A 19523-nucleotide genomic window follows, 5' to 3' on the forward strand; every position below is an offset into this window, starting at 1 on the left:
CGAGAGATTCCCTGAAACTGCAGTAGGGGGAAACGGTACGCTCGTTATCGCGTTCAAGTAAGGATGAGACAGAATCTTAAGCGGATGCCTGTCGCACTCTTTGAATTTGGGTGGAACCACGTAGACACGTCCCATTTCCGGCATAAGCTGGGGATGGGCTTTTTTTATTGCCTTTTTTAACATGAATGAATTTACACAAAAGTTCATTCATCTAAAAAAGTTGTCCAGCTTCACGGGTTAGCCCTTCGGAAATTAGATAAATCGTCCCTATTGCGCTCTACGATGCTCAGTCGGCACGATTTCCTAAATTTCTTTCAGGGCTGAACGAACCCGTTCAGCATTTCTCATCACCAATGTAAGGTCAGAATTTAATTAATTGGAGGAATCAGCATGTCAGAAATCAAAATCACTTTTCCAGACGGCGCCGTAAAAGTATTCGAAGCCGGCGTAACAGTGGAAGAAGTAGCAAAAAGCATCAGCAACAGCCTAGCCAAAAAGGCTTTGGCCGGAAAGTTCAACGGGGAATTGGTCGACTTCACCCGTCCCTTGGAGACGAATGGTTCGCTTGAAATCGTGACACCGGATCACGCAGACGGATTGGGTGTCCTGCGCCACTCGACTGCCCACTTGATGGCGCATGCCTTGACGCGCTTGTTCCCTGAAATCCATTTCGGTGTCGGTCCAGCGATCGAAACTGGGTTCTACTATGATACCGATATGGAAGTGCAGCTTGCCGAAGAGGACTTGCCGAAAGTCGAAGCGGAAATGATGAACATCGTGAAGGCGAATTATCCGATCGTCAGACGTGAAGTGAGCCGTGCGGAAGCATTGGAAATCTTCGCAAATGATCCTTACAAAGTCGAATTGATCACAGCTTTGCCTGAGGGTGACGTCATCACTGTCTATACGCAAGATGACTTCACGGACCTTTGCCGCGGCGTCCACGTGCCGGCAACCGGGAAAATCCAAGTGTTCAAACTGTTGTCGTTGGCGGGTGCCTACTGGAGAGGGAACTCGAACAACAAAATGATGCAACGTGTCTACGGAACAGCCTTCTTCGACAAGAAAGCCTTGGCTGAATTCATCAAGATGCGCGAAGAAGCAAAAGAACGCGATCACCGCAAATTGGGCAAAGAACTGGACTTGTTCATGATTTCCCCTGAAGTCGGTTCCGGTTTGCCTTTCTGGCTTCCTAAAGGCGCAACGATTCGTCGTACGCTTGAGCGTTATATCACCGACAAAGAAATCAGTTTGGGTTACCAGCACGTCTACACACCGATCATGGCGAACGTGGAATTGTACAAAACTTCAGGCCATTGGGACCACTACCATGAGGATATGTTCCCGCCGATGGATATGGGCGATGGCGAAATGCTGGTGTTGCGTCCGATGAACTGTCCGCACCACATGATGGTCTACAAGAACGACATTCACAGCTACCGCGAATTACCGATCCGCATCGCCGAATTGGGCATGATGCACCGTTACGAAAAGAGCGGCGCCTTGTCAGGACTGCAACGCGTACGTGAAATGACCCTGAATGATGCCCACGCCTTTGTCCGTCCGGATCAGATCAAGGATGAGTTCAAACGCGTGCTGCAATTGGTCATGGATGTTTACGCTGACTTCCAGATCACAGACTACCGTTTCCGCCTGAGTTACCGCGATCCTGAGGACAAAGTGAAATACTTCGATGACGACGATATGTGGAACCGCGCGGAAGCGATGCTGAAGGAAGCGATGGACGAATTTGGTTTGGAATACTTCGAAGCCATCGGCGAAGCTGCTTTCTACGGCCCTAAATTGGATGTGCAGTTCAAGACAGCGATGGGCTTGGAGGAAACGATGTCCACTATCCAATTGGACTTCCTGTTGCCTGAGCGCTTTGACCTGACTTATGTCGGCGAAGACGGCGAAAACAACCACCGTCCGGTCGTCATCCACCGTGGCGTCATCTCCACAATGGAGCGTTTTGTGGCGTATCTGATCGAAGAGTATAAAGGTGCATTCCCGGTATGGTTGGCTCCTGTCCAAGCGACGATCATCCCTGTCAACTTGGATCTGCATGCCGATCAAGCGTTTGAACTGAAAGCCGTCATGGAACAGTTGGGTATGCGCGTCGAAGTCGATGACCGCAACGAGAAGATGGGTTACAAAATCCGTGCTTCCCAGACTCAAAAAATTCCTTACCAATTGGTCATCGGCGATCAGGAATTGCTGAACGGAACCGTAACTGTCCGTCGCTACGGATCGAAAGAAATGGTTACTTTCAGCATGGATGATTTCTTGGCTGAGGTTCAATCTGAAATCAAAAACTTCAAATAATCTTATCAAATCCACATCTTTCTGAGCAAATCATGATACAATAAGTTTCAGTGATGTAGCTTTGATTCTGTTAGCTTGATGAAGGCCCGGAACATGGCAGTTTGTGTTCCGGGCCTTCGTCTTTATATAATTTGCTTAATGGGGGTTGATGAGAAGATGTTAAGAGATGAATTGATGAAAATGCTGGACGGCCGCGAAGATGACATGATCGCTTTGCGCCGTCATTTCCATGAGCATCCTGAACTGTCATTCGACGAGAAGGAAACGGCTGCGTTCATCGCCCGTTTTTATCAGGATAAACCGGTTGATGTGCAGACGAACGTCGGAAACGGCTATGGCATCGTCGTAACGATCAACGGAAAACAACCCGGCCGGACCATCGCGCTACGGGCGGATTTTGATGCGCTCCAGATTGAGGAACAGACCGGTCTGCCGTTCGCATCCAAAAATCCAGGCGTCATGCATGCCTGCGGACATGATGGACACACCGCCTATCTGATGGTCTTGGCAGATTGTCTGATCCGCCTGCGGGACAAATGGCAAGGCACCGTCAAAATCGTGCATCAGCATGCTGAAGAAATGGCCCCGGCCGGCGCCAAGAGCATCATGGATTCTGGCTTGCTGGATGATGTCGATGAAATCTACGGCATCCATTTCTATCCGGACTACGAAGTCGGCACCGTCTTTTATACCAGCGGCTACGCTTATGCAGGCTGCAGCGACATCAAAGTCACGATCCAGGGGACGGGCGGGCATGGTTCGCAACCGCACCGCTCCAACGATACGATTGTGGCGGCATCGAGCTTCGTGATGAATCTGCAGACCATCGTTTCCCGGCGCATCAACCCTTATGACATGGCTGTCGTGACGATCGGCTCCTTCGAGGCGGTCGGCAGCAGCAATGTCATCAAGGATAATCTGATCCTGCGTGGGGATGCCCGTTACATGGATCTTGAGGTCGGAAAGGTCATCGAGGAACACTTCCACCGAATCGGCCGCGGTCTTGAGGAGATGTACGACGTGAAAGTGGAGATCGACTACAACTCCGATTATCCGCCTTTGTACAACCATCCGAAGGAGACCGCGAAAGCTGCCGCTGTTCTGGAAAAGCATGGTGTGGGGTCTTACTTGAAGCAGGTCATCGAGACTTCGGCCAACACCGGAGCGGAGGATTTCGGACAGTATCTGCTGAAGATCCCCGGCGCTTTCCTGAATGTCGGCGCCCGCCCGAATCAGGCAGAAGTTTTCAATAATCATCACCCGAAATTTGACATCAATGAAAAAGCTCTATTGGTCGCGGCTAAAGCAGTCGCTGACATCACCCTTGCGGCGTTAGCCGGGGAATGAGCGTTTAGGAGGATAAAAATGGATTTAGAAAAGATAGAAACCGCCGTCCAAATGATTTTGGAGGCGATTGGGGAAGATCCGAACCGCTCAGGATTGCAGGATACACCGAAGCGGGTAGCACGCATGTATGCCGAGATTTTTTCCGGTGTCGAGAAAGACCCTGCCGATCACGCTAAGGTGGTCTTCCATGAAGACACTGACGAAATCGTATTAGTGAAGGATATTCCTTTCTATTCGACTTGCGAACATCATCTGGTGCCTTTTTTCGGGGTGGGACATATCGCTTATATGCCGAAGGATGGACAGGTAATCGGGTTGAGCAAGCTGGCGCGTATCCTGGATGAGGTCAGCAAAAAGCCGCAGATCCAAGAACGGATCACGACGACGGTTGCGGATATCCTGATGGAGCATTTGCAACCGCAGGGAGTCATGGTGGTTTTGGAAGCCGAGCATATGTGCATGACAATGCGGGGCGTGAAAAAACCGGGCAGCAAAACCGTGACATCCGCAGTCCGTGGCGCATTCAAACAATCATTCAAATCCAGAAGTGAAGTGCTGGAATTGATCAAACTGTAGACACATTACACGCTGACGAGGAGATTGGATTTTGAAACTAACAACGAAGACGAAAGTATATGACCTGTCGCAGCGCAGCCATATCATGGGGATACTGAATGTGACGCCGGACTCGTTTTCTGATGGTGGAGAGTGGAATACGGTCGAAAAAGCTGTTGCCCACGCCCTAGAAATGGTTGCGGATGGCGCCGATATCATCGACATCGGCGGGGAATCCACACGCCCGGGCCACACTCAGATTTCTGATGAAGAGGAAATCGCCCGCGTGGTACCGATCATTGAAGCACTCAAAAAGGCAGTCGATGTGCCGCTTTCGATCGACACCTACAAGTCGGCGGTTGCCCGCGCGGCTTGTGAAGCGGGCATCGATATCATCAATGATATCTGGGGCTGCAAGTACGATCCCGAGATCGCAGCGGTGGCGGCGGTATTTGATGTGCAGATCATTTTGATGCATAACCGGGAAAAACCGGATTATGCCTTTTTGATCGAAGATATGCTGGCTGACTTGGCGAAGAGCGTACGGATCGCAGTGGATGCTGGCGTTCCGAGACATAATATCATCTTGGATCCCGGCTGCGGATTCGGAAAAACCTATGAAGATAATCTGAATGTAGTCCATCATCTGAAGCGATTTGTGGATCTTGGGTACCCAGTGCTCTTGGGAACGTCCCGGAAAAGGTTCATCGGAACGGCACTTGGCGATCTCCCTTTCAAGGAGCGCGATCTGGGGACGGCCGCAACGACTGCTTTGGGCATCGTGAACGGCGCCCAGCTGTTCCGCGTGCACAATGTGAAGGCCAATGCGGAAATGGCACGGATGATGGATATCATGTTGAAAAAAGGAGAGAGCCCGATTGGATAAAATCTATTTGAATAATCTGCAGTTCTATGCCTTTCATGGATTGAATGCGGAAGAAAAGGTGTTGGGACAACGCTTCAACGTAGATGTTGTGCTGCACACCGATACAAAAAAAGCCGGCTACAGCGACAAAATGGAGGATTCGATCCATTACGGACATGCCTACAAGACCGTCAAAGCGGTAGTGGAGGGCGAAAACTTCAACCTGATCGAAGCTTTGGCAGAACATATCGCCATCGCTTTGCTTACGCGCTTCGACGGGCTGCAGGCTTGCCAAGTGAAAGTGATCAAACCGGATCCTCCGATCGTCGGCCATTATGATTCCGTTGCGGTTGAAATCTACCGTGAAAGGGAAGGGAGCTAAGCGCATGCCTATCGTGTACATCGCCTTAGGCACGAATCTGGAACCGCGCGCGGACCATCTCGAAAAAGCTTTGGAGCTCTTCCGGGCCTTGCCGGATGTGGAAGTGAAACGCGTATCATCCATTTATGAGTCGAAACCCGTCGGCTATCTCGACCAACCGGATTTCCTGAACCTTGTGTTCGAAGCGGAAACGGACCTGCTGCCTTTGGCTTTGCTGGACAGATGCCAAAGCATCGAGCAGGAACTCGGAAGAGTGCGCACCATCCGATTCGGCCCGCGCACCTTGGACGTCGACATCGTTTTGTACGGAGTGGAGCGTTTGGACGAAGAACGGTTGACCGTTCCGCATCCGCGGATGCAGGAGCGCGCCTTTGTGCTGTTGCCCTTGCAGGAACTGAATCCCGAATATGTTGTTCCGGAATGGAACAAAACAGTCAATGAATTAGTGGCGGAATTGCCAGCGAATGATCTCGAAGAAATCTGGCAATACGCACCTGAATCCTGAATATCTGATCATATCTTGAAAAAGAACATTTTTAGAGAAATGCGCTTGACGTTTTCATTTAAACAAGGTATACTATAAAAGTTGAGAAATTAAGCAGAAGCACCCGCTTCTCGCCTAAGTGGACAATTGCGTCCCTGGGCCAGATATGTACAAGTAACTTGCAGCAATGCGAGTATTGTCGGCGGGTTATTATGACCCGCCGGCTTTTTTCTGCGTTCTTTCTCTCAAATATCATGGAGGTGAACGACCATAGCAAAAGATATGATGGTTAACGACGGCATCCGTGCCCGCGAGCTACGCATTATCGGTAGTGACGGCGAGCAACTAGGAGTCAAATCGAAAAGTGATGCATTGCAGATTGCAGAGGCAGCAAATTTAGATTTAGTTTTGGTATCGCCAAATGCAAACCCGCCCGTTGCCCGTATTATGGATTACGGCAAGTTCCGTTTCGATCAACAAAAACGTGAACGTGAAGCCCGTAAAAACCAAAAAGTGGTAAGCCTAAAAGAAGTACGCTTGAGTCCTTCCATCGACGAAAATGATTTTCAAACGAAAATGCGGAATGCTCGCAAATTCTTAGAAAAAGGTGACAAAGTGAAAGCATCCATCCGATTCAAAGGACGTGCAATCACCCACAAAGAGATCGGACAAAGGGTCCTTGATCGCCTTGCATCTGAGCTTACTGACGTTTCGACGATTGAATCTCATCCTAAAATGGACGGAAGAAGCATGTTCTTGATGTTGGCGCCCAAAGCCGATAAATAAATTTGTAACTTAATTTAGGAGGAAAGACAAATGCCAAAACAAAAAACTCACCGTGGATCAGCTAAACGTTTCAAAAGAACTGGTAACGGCGGACTAAAACGTTGGAGCGCTTTTACAAGCCATAGATTCCACGGAAAAACGAAGAAACAAAGACGTCAATTGCGTCAGGCTTCAATGGTCAGCGCATCTGATATGAAACGCATCAGCCAACAATTATCACAAATGAAATAATTCTAAACAACAATACGAGATAGAACTTTGGTTCTAATAAGGAGGAAATCACTATGCCACGTGTAAAAGGTGGGACAGTAACCCGTAAACGCCGCAAAAAGATTATTAAATTATCTAAAGGTTATTACGGTTCAAAACATACATTATTCAAAACAGCTAAAGAACAAGTAATGAAATCTTATACTTATGCTTACAGAGACCGTCGTCAAAAGAAACGTGACTTCCGTAGATTATGGGTCACTCGTATCAACGCGGCTGCTCGTATCAACGGCATGAGCTACAGCACTTTGATCCACGGATTGAAACTTGCTGGTATCGAAATGAACCGCAAAATGTTGGCTGACTTGGCTGTTACAGACGCTGCAGCTTTCACTGCGGTAGCTGAACAAGCTAAAGCTGCATTAGCTAAATAATTTTTGAATCGTTGCCTCCCCGTTCTTTGACTGGGAGTGCGGCGATTTTTTTGTTTTTTTACTGTGAATGCTATACTGATATTATGTCACTAAATCAATGGGGGTATCATTTTGGAAGAGAAAGAATTACAGATGTTGATCGATCTGACGGATGCTAGAGGCGTTCCGGGCAATGAAGGCGAGGTCCGCGAAGTCTTCAGACGTTATGCCGAACCTTTCGCCGAAAGCTTTTCGCAGGACGGATTGGGCGGTCTCTTTGCCAAACATACAGGCACGGAAGAGGGGCCGACCATTTTGTTGGCGGGGCACTTGGATGAAGTGGGCTTCATGGTCACGAACATAACCGAGAAGGGCTTCATCAAATTCCAAACTTTGGGAGGCTGGTGGAATCAGGTCATGCTGGCCCAGCAAGTGGAAATCACCAACTCGAAAGGCGAGCGCTGCCACGGGGTCATCGGCTGCAAACCGCCGCATGTCCTGACGCCGGAAGCACGCAAAAAGCCATATGAAATCAAAGATATGTTCATCGATATCGGCGCTTCTTCGAAAGAACAAGTAGCGGAATGGGGCATCAAGCCCGGCGATATGATTACGCCTTACATTTCCTTCAAACGCATGAACGATTCCAAATTCCTGTTGGCGAAAGCTTGGGATAACCGCATCGGTCTGGCCGTTGCGCTCAAAGTGTTGGAAAATGTCGCCAAAGCCGGGCACCCGAATGTGATCTTCAGCGGCGGAAATGTCCAGGAGGAAGTAGGTCTGCGCGGCGCGAAGACGGCCACGCACATGATCCGTCCGGACATCGCGTTCGCCTTGGACACAGGCACGGCAGGGGATACCCCGGGAATGACGCCTCAAGAAGCGGATTCCGAATTAGGCAAAGGGCCGCAGTTATTGATTTATGATGCGTCGATGATTCCGCATCGTGGCTTGCGCGACTTCATCGTCGGAGTTGCCGAAGAATGCGGCATTCCCTTCCAGTACACAGTCATCACGGGCGGCGGAACGGATGCCGGCGCCCAGCATCAGAGTTTGGATGGCATTCCTTCCTTTGCGATCACAGTGCCGGTGCGTTATCTGCATTCGCACACGTCCATGATTCATGAAGATGACTATCTGAATGCTGTCAAATTAGTCACGGAATTAGTCAAACGTTTGGATGGCGAAACGGTCAATCAGATCCGCGAAAACGTCTAAAAATAGGAACAGCATGAACATCTGTCGAAAAGTATCCACATATTTTCGTGGGTGGATAGAGTAAGATATAGATAATGTTAAAATGGGTATCAAGAAAGCGAGAGGAGGGGATGGCAGGATGGAGAAAATGAAAAGACGTATCGCGATCATCGGCGGCGGGCTGAGAGGATTGACGGCCGCTTATGAAATCGATAAAGCCATCCGGGAACAAAACCTCCCGTTTGAATATGTAGTTCTGGAGGATCGATCCTCTGTTGGCGGCATGATCCACACGATTGATGTGGACGGGTATGCGATTGATGTAGGAGCAACGGCTTTCGATTCGAGGCGGACGGATATTTCCGGTTTTCTGCAGGAATTGGGCTTGGAAAATGAAAAACAATTCAGCTATGGGGGCAAATTGGTGTTGTTCGATGGAAATGCGGTCATTGATGACGTTATGCCAACCTACCACGGCATCCCGCTTTTTCTTAACGATATTTGGAAGGCCAATGGACTGACCTTGGATGCAAAGGTACGGGCATTCATGAACAGCATTTTTCTGTCCAAAAGTCTGCATGAGAACCCGGAATATTCAACCGACAACTTTTTGGAATTCCGCTTGGGACGGGAAGTGGTCGATTACATGGCTGAGCCCTACTATCCGGATAACGTCTATGGCTCCATGGAACTGATGCCGATAAAATTGTTCGATGAAAATTTGGTGACCATCTACGGGAAGGCGCATATCGGCAAGCACAAAAAAGAACAGCTGATGCGCTATGCCGATGGGTCCGGCCAGGAGTATAGCTTCAAGGAAGGTTTAGCAACTCTAACCAAACGTCTGGCCCAACATACGGAAGGCCATCTATACCTGAATCAGAAAGTGAAATCGTTGAGCGCTGTGTCAGAAGACATTCTGTTGATTGAATTGAACGGACGCGAATCCATGCGGGCAGGCAGTGTTGTCGTCACAACAAACCCCCAGGAATCCCTTGGGTTTTTGGAGGGGTTCGCTAGTGAAATTGCTTTTCCGAAGGCCCAAAGCACGAGTGTCGGCACAGTTTTCTTCAAAATAAATAAAAAATCAGTCAAAAACATGCCTGAAGGGCAAGGGTTTGTGATTCCGCGGAGAAGTTCCTTCCATAGCACGAAGGTTGTCGTTTTGAACAACAAATGGCCGCTGTTTGAACAAGCGGACTATTATTACGTGCTTGTGGAATTCGGCAGACGTCTGGAAGAAACATTGATAGAATTAGCCGATGATCTTGTGGTGGATATCATCAAAAATGAAGTGAAGGAAATTTTGGCTCTGAGCGAGGACCCGTTGCAGTCCACTTTTTATCGCTGGGAAAAGGCTGTGCCCCATTTCAGTTTGCAGCAACGGCAAGAGATGCTGGATGCAGGCTATCCAGTCCGTCAAGAGTATGCAAAAAGAGGCGTTTTTGTGGGGGGGAACGGGATCACTGGTTATGGCATGGAAAATGCCATCATTGAGGGGAAACGCTTAGCCCATGAGGCGATCCTTTACATGAAAAAAATGGAAAATAATGACAGTCCGAATGCATAATGGAACAGTCCGCCTATCTGTATGTTTACAGATAATGGCGGACTGTTTTTGATTTCATATAGTGTTTGTTTTTGTTTGGTGCTATAATGAATCCAACGATATCGAACTGTTGTTGTTTAGTGTTGAAACTGTTTCTTTTCGTTGCCGTGAAAGAGTTTGCCATTGAGGATGGCTTGAGGCATGATATAATCTGGATAGGATTATTTGCTTATCAGATATTGGATTGGAGGACATTTAATGGAATTGACAATTTTGGGCTGCATGGGCGGCTATCCCACAAAAGATGTCGGTACGACAGCATATCTGCTGACATCCGCTGATTTCAGACTACTGATCGACGTAGGCAGCAACGCTTTGTTGTCTCTGGAGCATCATCTGGACCCGTTGGATTTGGATGCGGTCATCCTGACGCACTATCACGCGGACCATATTGCGGACTTGGGTGTCCTGCAATATACTTTTCAGCTGAAAGAGCCTGCAGAAGGCAAATCAAAAAAAATACTTCCGATATACGGTCATACTGAATCGGAATTTTTCCGCTTGTTGGCTATACCGGGAGTGAGTGAAGGGATTGCCTATGTTCCAACGGAAACGTTGGATTTGGGGCCATTCCGGATCCGTTTTTTGAAAACCATCCATCCGGTTCCTTGCTATGCGTTGCGGATCGAGGAGATCGCCACCGGGAAAGTCTTCGTTTTCGGTGCAGATTCAGCCTATCTAGCGGCATTCGTTTCTTTTGTGAAGGACGCTGACCTGTTCTTGGCTGATGCGAACTTGTTCAATGGCAATGAGCGTCACCATGCGCATATGACTGCGGGCGAAGTTGGGGCGATAGCCCAAGCTGCTGGAGTCAAACAGCTGGTCCTGACGCATTTGCCTCAAAAAGGCGAGCTATCCGTCTTGCTGGATCAAGCGAAAGAGGCAGCACCGTCCGTATCCGTCACGCTTGCCGAAAAGGACCGGATCATCACAATCTGATCGCGTCCATCAATCAGAACGAAACAGTACGAAACAACAAATTGAATGAAGAATGGGAGAGAAAAACTTATGTATTTTGTGGATAATCAAGGACAGCTGGATCCTAGCGTAAATATTGCCTTGGAGACATTTTTATTGAAGGAAAAAATCTTCGATGAGCCAATCCTATTGTTCTATATCAATGAGCCGTCGATCATCATCGGCCGCAACCAGAATACGATCGAAGAAATCAATGCGGACTATGTCGAAGCAAATAAGCTACACATTGTCCGCCGTATGTCCGGGGGCGGTGCAGTGTACCACGATTTGGGGAACTTCTCTTTCTGCTTCATCACGAAGGATGACGGTGATTCATTCCGCGATTTCGGGAAATTCACAAAACCGGTCATTTCCTTTTTGCACAGCGTAGGCGTAAAAGAAGCTGAATTAAAAGGCAGAAACGATTTGGTCATCGGAGAGAAAAAATTCTCGGGGAATGCCATGTATGCGACAAACGGAAGGATGACCGCCCATGGGACGATCCTATTCGATTCCGATCTGGATGCCGTAACCGGCGCATTGAAACCACGCAAAGAGAAAATCGAATCGAAAGGCATCAAGTCGATCCGCAGCCGCGTGACCAACATCAAACCTTTTGTTGATGAGGCTTATCAAAACCTGACTACGGAAGAATTCCGCGATTTGATGTTGTTGTCGATTTTTGATGTCGAGACGCGTGAGGAAGTAAAAGAATACCATTTGACCGATGAGGATTGGAAACGCGTTTATGAAATCCGCGAAGAGTACTTCGGCAACTGGGATTGGAATTACGGCAAATCACCCAAATTCGAGATCCAAAAACATCATCGTTTTCCGATCGGATCCATTGAAGTCCGCTTGAACGTGGAGGATGGGCATATCCAACAGCTGAAGGTTTTTGGAGATTTCTTTGGACTGGGAGAAATCAAAGATGTTGAGGATGCTTTTATCGGTGTCAAATATGCCAAAGAGGATATCCTGGCTAAATTGAATGAACTTGACATCAAAAAATATTTCGGCAATGTGACAGCGGAAGAATTGCTTGAAGAATTGTACTGATAAAGAAAGAGAAGCCCCGCAACTAGCGGAGCTTCTCTTTTGCATCTTTATGGCTGAACAACCCGTTCAGCATTTCCTTGATCGAATTTAATGGCTAGCGGTCCAAGCCTGCCTCTCGGAAATTAGATAAATCTGACCCATTGCGCTCTACGATGCTCATTCAGGGCCAGATTTCCTAAATTTCTTTCGAGGCAGAACGGGCTTGTACCGCTTTTCTTATTATCTGTGGAGGCCGATTGCTGTTTCCATGCGTTTCAGGGTTTCGGAGGCAATTGCATTCGCTTGTTTTGCGCCTGCATCCAAAATGTCATCCAATTCTTTGGAACTCAATAATTCGTAATAACGATTCTGCATCGGTTCCAATTCAGCGACGATGGCATCGGCCAATTTTTCTTTGAAATTGCCGTAGCCTGAGCCGGCGAATTCGTTGACCAAGTCATCGATCGAGCGATCGGTAAAGGCTGAGAAGATCGTCAATAAGTTCGAGATGCCAGGCTTGTTTTCTTTGTCGTATTCAATGATGCCGCTTGAGTCGGTGACGGCACTCTTGATTTTTTTACGGATTACTTTTGGCTCATCCAGCAAAGAGATGTAGCCTTTGGTGTTCTTGTCGGATTTGCTCATTTTGCTGGTAGGATCTTGGATGCTCATGATCCGGCCGCCGTCTTCGGGAATCATAGGTTCCGGCATGGAGAGGATTTTTTTGCCTTTTCCATACTTGTTGTTGAAACGCTGCACAAAGTCCCTTGTCAATTCCATGTGCTGCTTCTGATCTTCGCCGACAGGGACAAAATCCGTATTGTAGAGGACGATATCCGCTACCATCAAAGGAGGGTAGGTCAGCAATCCAGCCGAAACCGTCTCTTGTTTGGATGATTTATCTTTGAATTGGGTCATTCTCTCCAATTCGCCCAGGTAAGTGTTGCATTGGACGATCCAAGCAGCTTGAGCATGGGCAGGGACTTCCGATTGGATGAAGATAGTCGATTTGTTAGGATCGATTCCCAGCGCTAAATAAAGAGCCGCCAAACCACGTGTCCGTTCGGTCAAGGTGGTTGGATCTTGTGGAACAGTTATCGCATGCTGGTTTACGATGCAGTAGGTGCAGTCATACTCTTCTTGACGCTGCACGAATTGTTTCATCGCTCCGATATAGTTCCCGATTGTCGGGATACCACTGGGCTGAACGCCGGAAAATATTTTCTTTTTCATAGAAAGCCTCCTAGTTTAAGTACGTCACTTTTCATTATAACGCAAATCGGGTTTGTATTCACGATTTAATTCTGGTGCACAAAGTCGGATGATTGCGGAGGGAATGGAAGCGTTTTTAAAATATAGACTGAATTCGGAAAAAAATAATTATCAAACGATATTTATTATAAATTGTAAAATTTCGGAATTGAGATATGTAAGTCGGAAATGCCGTTAAATAAGGTTTTCACAAACTATTTACTGACTATTAAAAAGTGCGAATGTGTCGTAAATGTGACAGAAATTTGTAGAACCCTAAAAAAAAGGATAGCTATTGTGCGTGGCTTGGTTTATAATAATAGTTGTAAGTGGTTCACAAATAAAACTTACGAATAAAGGAGAGATCAGAGATGGTAACATTATATACTTCCCCAAGTTGTACCTCATGTCGTAAGGCACGTGCATGGCTAGAAGACAATAACATCCCTTATACTGAAAGGAATATATTCTCCGAACCTTTGACAGAAATTGAAATCAAAAGCATCCTGAAAATGACTGAAGAAGGCACTGAGGAAATTATTTCCACTCGATCCAAAGCATTCCAAGAACTGAACATCGACTTAGACGAATTACCTTTAAATACATTATTCACTTTGATCGAGGATAATCCCGGCCTGTTGCGTCGTCCGATCATTCTGGACGAGAAACGTTTGCAAGTGGGATACAACGAAGACGAAATCCGTCGTTTCTTGCCGAGGGAAGTCCGCGCGCTGGAATTACAAAAAGCGCAGAGATTGGCAAACTTCTAGTCAACAGCAACTAAACAGGAATAAACAGACAAGTGCACCGGACAAACGGCTGTACTTGTCTTTTTTGACCGGCAAACTTCATTATTTTGATATGAAAGACACGCTTAGATGAGAAAACAAATGAGAAGTTGAAAGATTTTATGCTTTTGTCTTTACATTTTTGCGATTTGATTTACAATGGGTATAAGAAAAATAGGGAAAGAAAAGTGGGGTGAAGCATGATGGAAATGGAAAACATCAACGAAAACACAATTCGCGTTTTGATTGAGAATTCTGATTTAGAGGAAAGAGGCATCACCTTTCTGGATTTATTAGGAAATCAAAAGCAAATCGAGAGCTTTTTCTACAGCATCCTCGAGGAAGTCGATGTTGATAATCAATTTCATGAATCAGATGCAATTACTTTCCAAGTGCTGCCTAATGGGAATGGATTAGAGTTATTCATCAGTAAAGGGATGAATAATGAAGACGACTTCGACATGGCGAATGGCTCCAATCAATTGGAGCATGTAGTGGATTATATCAAAAAACAGACAAAGAGTTTCAACGCACGTGATAAAACGGATGTTGAATCTGAAGAAGATGATATGGCACCTTTGGAAGTCGTATTTAAATTCCAGAGTTTTGATGACTTCTTGGAGCTGGCGAAACGGATGTTTTTGGAGAGCGGCGTATCTTCGCTTTACTATTATGATAATCAATATTATTTGGCGGTTGTCTACTTCATAGATGAGATGACGGAAACGAATATCGACAATGAAATTTTGAAGGCCTTGGAATTTTCTGAGGAATCTGATATTGCTGTTGAGATATTGGGCGAATACGGTAAGTTGGTCATCCAAGACAACGCATTGGAATCAGCCAGACACTACTTTAAATAATCTGATCCGACCCCGAAAAGGGTCGGATTTTTTGCATTTCAAATAGTATGATTGTTTTAAGTAAATATTGCATCACCGTAGGTATTTTATCCATTTGCAACAACATTCTGCATTCCAAACCGATGGCTAGCGTTCCAAGCCTGCCTCTCGGAAATTAGATAAATCTGACCCATTGCGCTCTGCGATGCTCATTTGCATGGGACTCTTAGGGATTCATCCCTTAGAGCCCCAGTACAAGGTGACCGTAGGAAACGTTGCAGGGCCAGATTTCCTAAATTTCTTTCGAGGCAGAGCGGGCTTGGAACGCTTTTCTAATTTTTTTGCGGATATTATGGGAAACAGACAGAAAGGGCGGTTGCTTATGCTGATTGCTAGAAATGCTAATGGGGAACTGATTCAGGCTTACCAGGCTTCAAAAGAAAAAGACAAGAAGGGTGAAGAATATTATTGCCCGGCCTGCAAGGGGAAGTTGGTGCTGAAAAAAGGAAACATCATGGTTGCACATTTTGCCCACCGTCAACATTCGGATTGTGCCGTTTTTTCGGAAGGCGAAACGCTTCCCCACCTGAAAGGGAAGCAGTTGCTTTTTGAGAAGTTCAAGAGTGAAGGCTTTGAAGTCATGTTGGAGTGTTGGCTGCCGGAATTGCAGCAGCGCCCGGATCTCCTGCTTGTTCTTGCGGATGAAAAGAAAATTGCTGTGGAGTACCAGTGCAGTCCGATTTCTCCTGCCGATTTGTTGGCCCGGACACAGGGATACCAACGATTCGGCTACGAAGTATGGTGGATTTGTGGGATGAACTATCAACCGGGTGGCATCAAAATGACGCAGTCCATCTATCAATTCTTGAAGCATTCCGTCGCACTTGGAAGTTGGATCGGTATTCTGGATACCCAGACGGAAGAACTGGCCATCTATCACCACCTCAAGTTGGGCAGTGATGATCGTTTTCATTTTGTGAAGACGGCGATTCCTTTGGAGGGACTCAAACGTGCTTGCTTAGAGAATCTCTATAGGAAGGGGCAGTTGCCGGGTGCTTCCGATTTGATGCCTAAAACTTACGGAAAAAATGTCCCACGAAAGCATATGCAGGCGAAGGATATCAATCTGTTGCGGTACCGCACCGACCCGGAGCACCGGAAATTTCTGTTGGCGGTCTATCTCGATCGGAAAGACCTTTATCATTTGCCTGCAGTTCTGTTCGAATTGCCTTGCCGAACATTAGGCATCCGCACACCGGCCTACATCTGGCGGTACTATCTTCTCCGGGATTTCAGCGGTCCGGAAACGATAAAGCCTCTCACAAAAAAACAGTTGCTTGATTGGCTGGCAAAATGCATACGCATGAACATGATCCGGACAAGGACATCGAAGGAAGTTGATGAGGCGAATTTATGGGAACCGTTGCTCCAATTCATGATGCGCCTGGTCGAGGATGGGCATGCCGCAGCCATCGGCAGGGAAGAATGGGTTCTGCTTTCCGCACCGTTGGAAGGAAAAACGGATGGTCATCAATCGTGCTTGGGTTAGAACTTGTATATTCTTGCCAGTACCCTTTCGGCCCTAAGGTATGATAAAATTATACTATTGAAAAATTAGAGGGGGAAACCGCATGACAAGCACACAGAAACGACTGAAGAGAGCGGAGGTCCCGGAGACTTCCACATGGGATTTGACAGCGATCTTTGCGACAGATGAAGCTTTCGAGAAAGCGTTGGACGAATTAGCGGGTGCAGTGCCGTTCGTGAAGGCCTTGCAAGGATCCGTCGGCTCAAGCAGTCAATCTTTGCTGAAAGGGATTGAAGAAGTCCTCAAGATCAACCAGAAATTGGAACGGGTCTATGTTTACTCCCATCTGAAGAATGATCAGGATACTGCGGACAGCCTGTATCAGAATCTGCACGACAAAGCCTTGTCGATCTTGACGAGCGTCAGTGAAGCGACGTCTTGGTTCGAACCGGAAATACTGGAGATTCCGGAGGACGAGCTGGAGAAATACTTCGCAGAAAACGAAAAGCTGCAGCCGTATGCGCATCTTTTGGATAGTCTAACCTCTGCTCGTGAGCATGTCCTGTCCGCCAGAGAAGAAGAGCTGTTGGCGGGGGCCGGGGAAATTTTTGCTGCGCCAAGCAAGACTTTTTCGGTTCTAAATAACGCAGACATCACCTTCCCGACAGTGAAGAATGAAGAGGGCCAAGATGTCCAACTGACTCACGGTTTGTATGGGAAATTGATGGAAAGTCCGGATCGGGAAGTGCGCGAAGGAGCGTTCAAAGCGCTCTACCAAACGTATGAGGGTCTAAAAAATACATTTGCGACCACCTTATCCACGAACGTGAAGGCGCACAATTACAAAGCCAAAGTGCATAAATATGAATCTGCTCGTGCATCGGCGCTGGCAAACAATCACATTCCTGAAGCGGTTTATGATACGTTGCTCCAGGTGGTCAATGAGCACCTGCCTTTGCTGCATCGCTATGTGGACTTGCGCAAAAACTTGTTGGATGTCGAGGAGTTGCATATGTACGATATGTATACGCCATTGACAGGGGAAGCCCCAATCAAATACAGCATCGAGGCAGCGACGGAAGAAACCTTGAAAGGACTTCAGCCGCTTGGAGAGGATTATCTGGCTATACTCCAGGCAGCATTCGGCAGCCGCTGGATCGACTGGTTTGAGAATGAAGGCAAACGCAGCGGAGCTTACTCTTCCGGCGCCTATGACACGAATCCGTATATCCTGATGAATTGGCAAGATTCATTAAATGAACTGTATACCTTGGTCCATGAATTGGGCCACAGTGTGCACAGCTATCTGACGAGAAAAAATCAGCCGTATGTGTACGGGGATTATTCGATCTTCCTTGCCGAAATCGCTTCGACGACGAATGAAAATATTTTGACAGATTACTTGCTGAAGACCCAAACCGATCCAAAGGTCCGCATCTATATTTTGAATCATTACCTGGACGGCTTCAAAGGGACAATTTTCCGCCAGACCCAATTTGCTGAATTTGAGCACTACATCCATCAGCAAGCCTGGGCAGGTGTTCCGTTGACGCAAGATTTCATGACTTCCTATTATGCAGAACTGAATGCCAAATATTATGGTTCGACCGTCGAAAAGGACCCTGAGATCGGCATCGAGTGGACCCGCATCCCGCATTTCTACTATAATTATTACGTTTACCAATACGCTACCGGCTTTTCGGCTGCAACGGCATTGGCAAAACGCATCGTGGAGGGTGAAGAAGGCGCGCTGGAGAAGTACCTTTCCTATCTGAAAGCAGGAAACAGCGACTATCCGATTGAAGTGATGAAAAAAGCAGGCGTGGATATGACCCAGTCCGCTTATATCGAGGATGCGATGAAAGTGTTCGAGGAACGTCTGAATGAACTGGAACAATTGATTGCAGCGCAACAAGCGTAGTCAAAAAGAGCACCATTAATAAACTGAAACGTCAAAAAAAGCTTCGTGGTCCTCAATGGACCACGAAGCTTTTTAGCATCAGTGTGTGATGCGTAGGTAGTTTTTTCCGATCGTCGTAATATTTGTTTTTTTCATAGTGGCACTCTTCTGTTCGCATGCAACCGAGCAATCTTTGATCACTTCATGAAGTACCTCGGCAGTGATGTTGTCCTCCAACAAAAGGCCGTATTGATAATTCAGATTATCAAAGATGACAAGCGACGGATTCGTTTTGATGTTCATCTCCTGTGCGATGTGCTGATCTGCTTCGTAGCTGCTTTTTACGAAAGGAGATTCTTTGTCCTCAAAGAACATGTCGACATCCAGGTTGGCTTTGGCTGCCACTTCCGCCAGCAATTCATTTGAGTAGATGGTTTTGCCGTCCGCAAGTGATTTCTGCAGATGGAGCAAAAAGTTGCGGCCGCGTTTTTTGCCTTGCATCAAAGCAGCCTTGTATGCCAATGAGGCATCATAGATTGAACTATATATTTGATTACGTAAGGTTAAATCTTTTTCCGGTAAATTTAATCGCTTCATATACTGAGTGACGGTATTGAAATTATGGAACGTTATGAAACGGAAGTGGACTTTAGGTCCATCCAACGAACTCATGAATTTCAGGACTTCTTGTTCCGTACGGTAGCATTTGTAGCCGATCGGGTTCACAAATAGATAAAGCTCAAAAATCTGTTGAGGAGAAGAGATAGAATCAGTTGTATTCTGTTTTGACCTATACATTTTATCCCTCCCTCTTTCCTATTTTGCTTACTTTAAGTTTACCAAAAAAAAGCCTAAACAAGTAGCAATAAGGCTTTTCGAAGAGCTACCTTTTGAAGTCAGGCAATAGTTCTTCCGTGAGGCCTTCTTTTTTCTTGTTCAGTATCTTCTGTTTCATTGTCAAGGTGTATTTTACGAGACAATTAACTAATTTGCAACTAAATCGACTGATTTTTTTATCTTGTATGCATTTAAATCCGATTTATGAG

The 19523-nt window shown here is 46.8% G+C and carries 19 protein-coding genes and 1 other annotated feature; of the genes, 17 read left to right on the plus strand and 2 right to left on the minus strand.

From position 1 onward, the window contains the following. The first annotated feature begins 390 nt into the window (after positions 1 to 390). From thrS to lplA, 13 genes are all read left to right on the plus strand, one after another. Positions 391 to 2325, plus strand: coding sequence for a threonine--tRNA ligase (gene thrS, locus C8U37_RS00290; protein ID WP_108031234.1), 1935 nt, complete (start codon positions 391 to 393; stop codon positions 2323 to 2325). A 156-nt stretch (positions 2326 to 2481) separates the two neighbouring features. Beyond that, a complete protein-coding gene (locus tag C8U37_RS00295) occupies positions 2482 to 3672 on the plus strand; it encodes an amidohydrolase (RefSeq protein WP_108031236.1) in 1191 nt (396 codons plus the stop codon). An 18-nt stretch (positions 3673 to 3690) separates the two neighbouring features. Further along, on the plus strand, positions 3691 to 4248 hold the full coding sequence (gene folE / locus C8U37_RS00300; protein WP_106450871.1) for a GTP cyclohydrolase I FolE: 558 nt from the start codon (positions 3691 to 3693) through the stop codon (positions 4246 to 4248). A gap of 85 nt (positions 4249 to 4333) precedes the next feature. Then, positions 4334 to 5113: a dihydropteroate synthase gene (folP, locus tag C8U37_RS00305; RefSeq protein WP_108031483.1), complete on the plus strand. Its 780-nt coding sequence runs from the start codon at positions 4334 to 4336 to the stop codon at positions 5111 to 5113. Then, positions 5106 to 5474, plus strand: coding sequence for a dihydroneopterin aldolase (gene folB / locus C8U37_RS00310; protein ID WP_108031238.1), 369 nt, complete (start codon positions 5106 to 5108; stop codon positions 5472 to 5474). Before folP ends, folB begins: the two co-directional genes overlap by 8 nt. A 4-nt stretch (positions 5475 to 5478) precedes the next feature. Beyond that, complete coding sequence (gene folK, locus C8U37_RS00315) at positions 5479 to 5979, plus strand: 2-amino-4-hydroxy-6-hydroxymethyldihydropteridine diphosphokinase (protein WP_108031240.1); 501 nt, start codon at positions 5479 to 5481, stop codon at positions 5977 to 5979. A gap of 85 nt (positions 5980 to 6064) precedes the next feature. Beyond that, positions 6065 to 6196: a sequence feature (ribosomal protein L20 leader region), on the plus strand. Positions 6197 to 6240: 44 nt separating this feature from the next. Next, entirely contained in the window at positions 6241 to 6744 is a 504-nt protein-coding gene (infC, locus tag C8U37_RS00320; RefSeq protein WP_086628383.1) for a translation initiation factor IF-3, read from the plus strand. A gap of 30 nt (positions 6745 to 6774) precedes the next feature. Further along, complete coding sequence (gene rpmI / locus C8U37_RS00325) at positions 6775 to 6975, plus strand: 50S ribosomal protein L35 (protein ID WP_086628382.1); 201 nt, start codon at positions 6775 to 6777, stop codon at positions 6973 to 6975. A gap of 53 nt (positions 6976 to 7028) precedes the next feature. Continuing rightward, the gene (gene rplT / locus C8U37_RS00330) at positions 7029 to 7388 is read left to right on the plus strand and encodes a 50S ribosomal protein L20 (protein WP_086628381.1); all 360 of its coding nucleotides are present in this window, start codon (positions 7029 to 7031) and stop codon (positions 7386 to 7388) included. Between the two features lie 111 nt (positions 7389 to 7499). Then, entirely contained in the window at positions 7500 to 8585 is a 1086-nt protein-coding gene (locus C8U37_RS00335) for a M42 family metallopeptidase (protein ID WP_108031242.1), read from the plus strand. Between the two features lie 118 nt (positions 8586 to 8703). Continuing rightward, positions 8704 to 10134, plus strand: a complete 1431-nt coding sequence (hemG, locus tag C8U37_RS00340) for a protoporphyrinogen oxidase (RefSeq protein WP_170100132.1) — start codon at positions 8704 to 8706, stop codon at positions 10132 to 10134. A gap of 237 nt (positions 10135 to 10371) precedes the next feature. Beyond that, positions 10372 to 11112: an MBL fold metallo-hydrolase gene (locus C8U37_RS00345; protein WP_108031246.1), complete on the plus strand. Its 741-nt coding sequence runs from the start codon at positions 10372 to 10374 to the stop codon at positions 11110 to 11112. A gap of 69 nt (positions 11113 to 11181) precedes the next feature. After that, complete coding sequence (gene lplA, locus C8U37_RS00350) at positions 11182 to 12189, plus strand: lipoate--protein ligase (RefSeq protein ID WP_108031248.1); 1008 nt, start codon at positions 11182 to 11184, stop codon at positions 12187 to 12189. Positions 12190 to 12408: 219 nt separating this feature from the next. Here lplA and trpS read toward each other — a convergent pair whose 3' ends face one another. Beyond that, entirely contained in the window at positions 12409 to 13401 is a 993-nt protein-coding gene (gene trpS, locus C8U37_RS00355) for a tryptophan--tRNA ligase (RefSeq protein WP_108031250.1), read from the minus strand. Between the two features lie 389 nt (positions 13402 to 13790). On the opposite strand from trpS, the gene spxA reads away from it, so the two are divergent. From spxA to pepF, 4 genes are all read left to right on the plus strand, one after another. Further along, positions 13791 to 14189, plus strand: coding sequence for a transcriptional regulator SpxA (spxA, locus tag C8U37_RS00360; RefSeq protein ID WP_086985466.1), 399 nt, complete (start codon positions 13791 to 13793; stop codon positions 14187 to 14189). Between the two features lie 218 nt (positions 14190 to 14407). Continuing rightward, a complete protein-coding gene (locus tag C8U37_RS00365; protein WP_245879731.1) occupies positions 14408 to 15070 on the plus strand; it encodes an adaptor protein MecA in 663 nt (220 codons plus the stop codon). Positions 15071 to 15431: 361 nt separating this feature from the next. Beyond that, positions 15432 to 16598: a competence protein CoiA gene (locus C8U37_RS00370; RefSeq protein WP_170100133.1), complete on the plus strand. Its 1167-nt coding sequence runs from the start codon at positions 15432 to 15434 to the stop codon at positions 16596 to 16598. Positions 16599 to 16680: 82 nt separating this feature from the next. Then, positions 16681 to 18498 (plus strand): oligoendopeptidase F, encoded by a 1818-nt coding sequence (pepF, locus tag C8U37_RS00375; RefSeq protein ID WP_108031254.1) that lies wholly within the window; start codon positions 16681 to 16683, stop codon positions 18496 to 18498. A gap of 78 nt (positions 18499 to 18576) precedes the next feature. Here pepF and C8U37_RS00380 read toward each other — a convergent pair whose 3' ends face one another. Beyond that, positions 18577 to 19275, minus strand: coding sequence for a DsbA family protein (locus C8U37_RS00380; RefSeq protein ID WP_108031256.1), 699 nt, complete (start codon positions 19273 to 19275; stop codon positions 18577 to 18579). Positions 19276 to 19523: the final 248 nt, after the last annotated feature.

The sequence above is a fragment of the Trichococcus patagoniensis genome, from assembly GCF_003051085.1.
GTDB lineage: Bacteria > Bacillota > Bacilli > Lactobacillales > Aerococcaceae > Trichococcus > Trichococcus patagoniensis.

Bases quoted from the DNA above. Each gene is read 5' to 3' on its own strand.
- spxA (WP_086985466.1), top strand. From the start codon at position 13,791: ATGGTAACATTATATACTTCCCCAAGTTGTACCTCATGTCGTAAGGCA.
- C8U37_RS00370 (WP_170100133.1), top strand. From the start codon at position 15,432: ATGCTGATTGCTAGAAATGCTAATGGGGAACTGATTCAGGCTTACCAG.
- folE (WP_106450871.1), top strand. From the start codon at position 3,691: ATGGATTTAGAAAAGATAGAAACCGCCGTCCAAATGATTTTGGAGGCG.
- C8U37_RS00365 (WP_245879731.1), top strand. From the start codon at position 14,408: ATGATGGAAATGGAAAACATCAACGAAAACACAATTCGCGTTTTGATT.
- rpmI (WP_086628382.1), top strand. From the start codon at position 6,775: ATGCCAAAACAAAAAACTCACCGTGGATCAGCTAAACGTTTCAAAAGA.
- pepF (WP_108031254.1), top strand. From the start codon at position 16,681: ATGACAAGCACACAGAAACGACTGAAGAGAGCGGAGGTCCCGGAGACT.
- C8U37_RS00345 (WP_108031246.1), top strand. From the start codon at position 10,372: ATGGAATTGACAATTTTGGGCTGCATGGGCGGCTATCCCACAAAAGAT.
- rplT (WP_086628381.1), top strand. From the start codon at position 7,029: ATGCCACGTGTAAAAGGTGGGACAGTAACCCGTAAACGCCGCAAAAAG.
- folK (WP_108031240.1), top strand. From the start codon at position 5,479: ATGCCTATCGTGTACATCGCCTTAGGCACGAATCTGGAACCGCGCGCG.
- thrS (WP_108031234.1), top strand. From the start codon at position 391: ATGTCAGAAATCAAAATCACTTTTCCAGACGGCGCCGTAAAAGTATTC.
- C8U37_RS00295 (WP_108031236.1), top strand. From the start codon at position 2,482: ATGTTAAGAGATGAATTGATGAAAATGCTGGACGGCCGCGAAGATGAC.
- infC (WP_086628383.1), top strand. From the start codon at position 6,241: ATGATGGTTAACGACGGCATCCGTGCCCGCGAGCTACGCATTATCGGT.
- trpS (WP_108031250.1), bottom strand. From the start codon at position 13,401: ATGAAAAAGAAAATATTTTCCGGCGTTCAGCCCAGTGGTATCCCGACA.
- lplA (WP_108031248.1), top strand. From the start codon at position 11,182: ATGTATTTTGTGGATAATCAAGGACAGCTGGATCCTAGCGTAAATATT.
- folP (WP_108031483.1), top strand. From the start codon at position 4,334: ATGGGGATACTGAATGTGACGCCGGACTCGTTTTCTGATGGTGGAGAG.
- hemG (WP_170100132.1), top strand. From the start codon at position 8,704: ATGGAGAAAATGAAAAGACGTATCGCGATCATCGGCGGCGGGCTGAGA.
- C8U37_RS00380 (WP_108031256.1), bottom strand. From the start codon at position 19,275: ATGTATAGGTCAAAACAGAATACAACTGATTCTATCTCTTCTCCTCAA.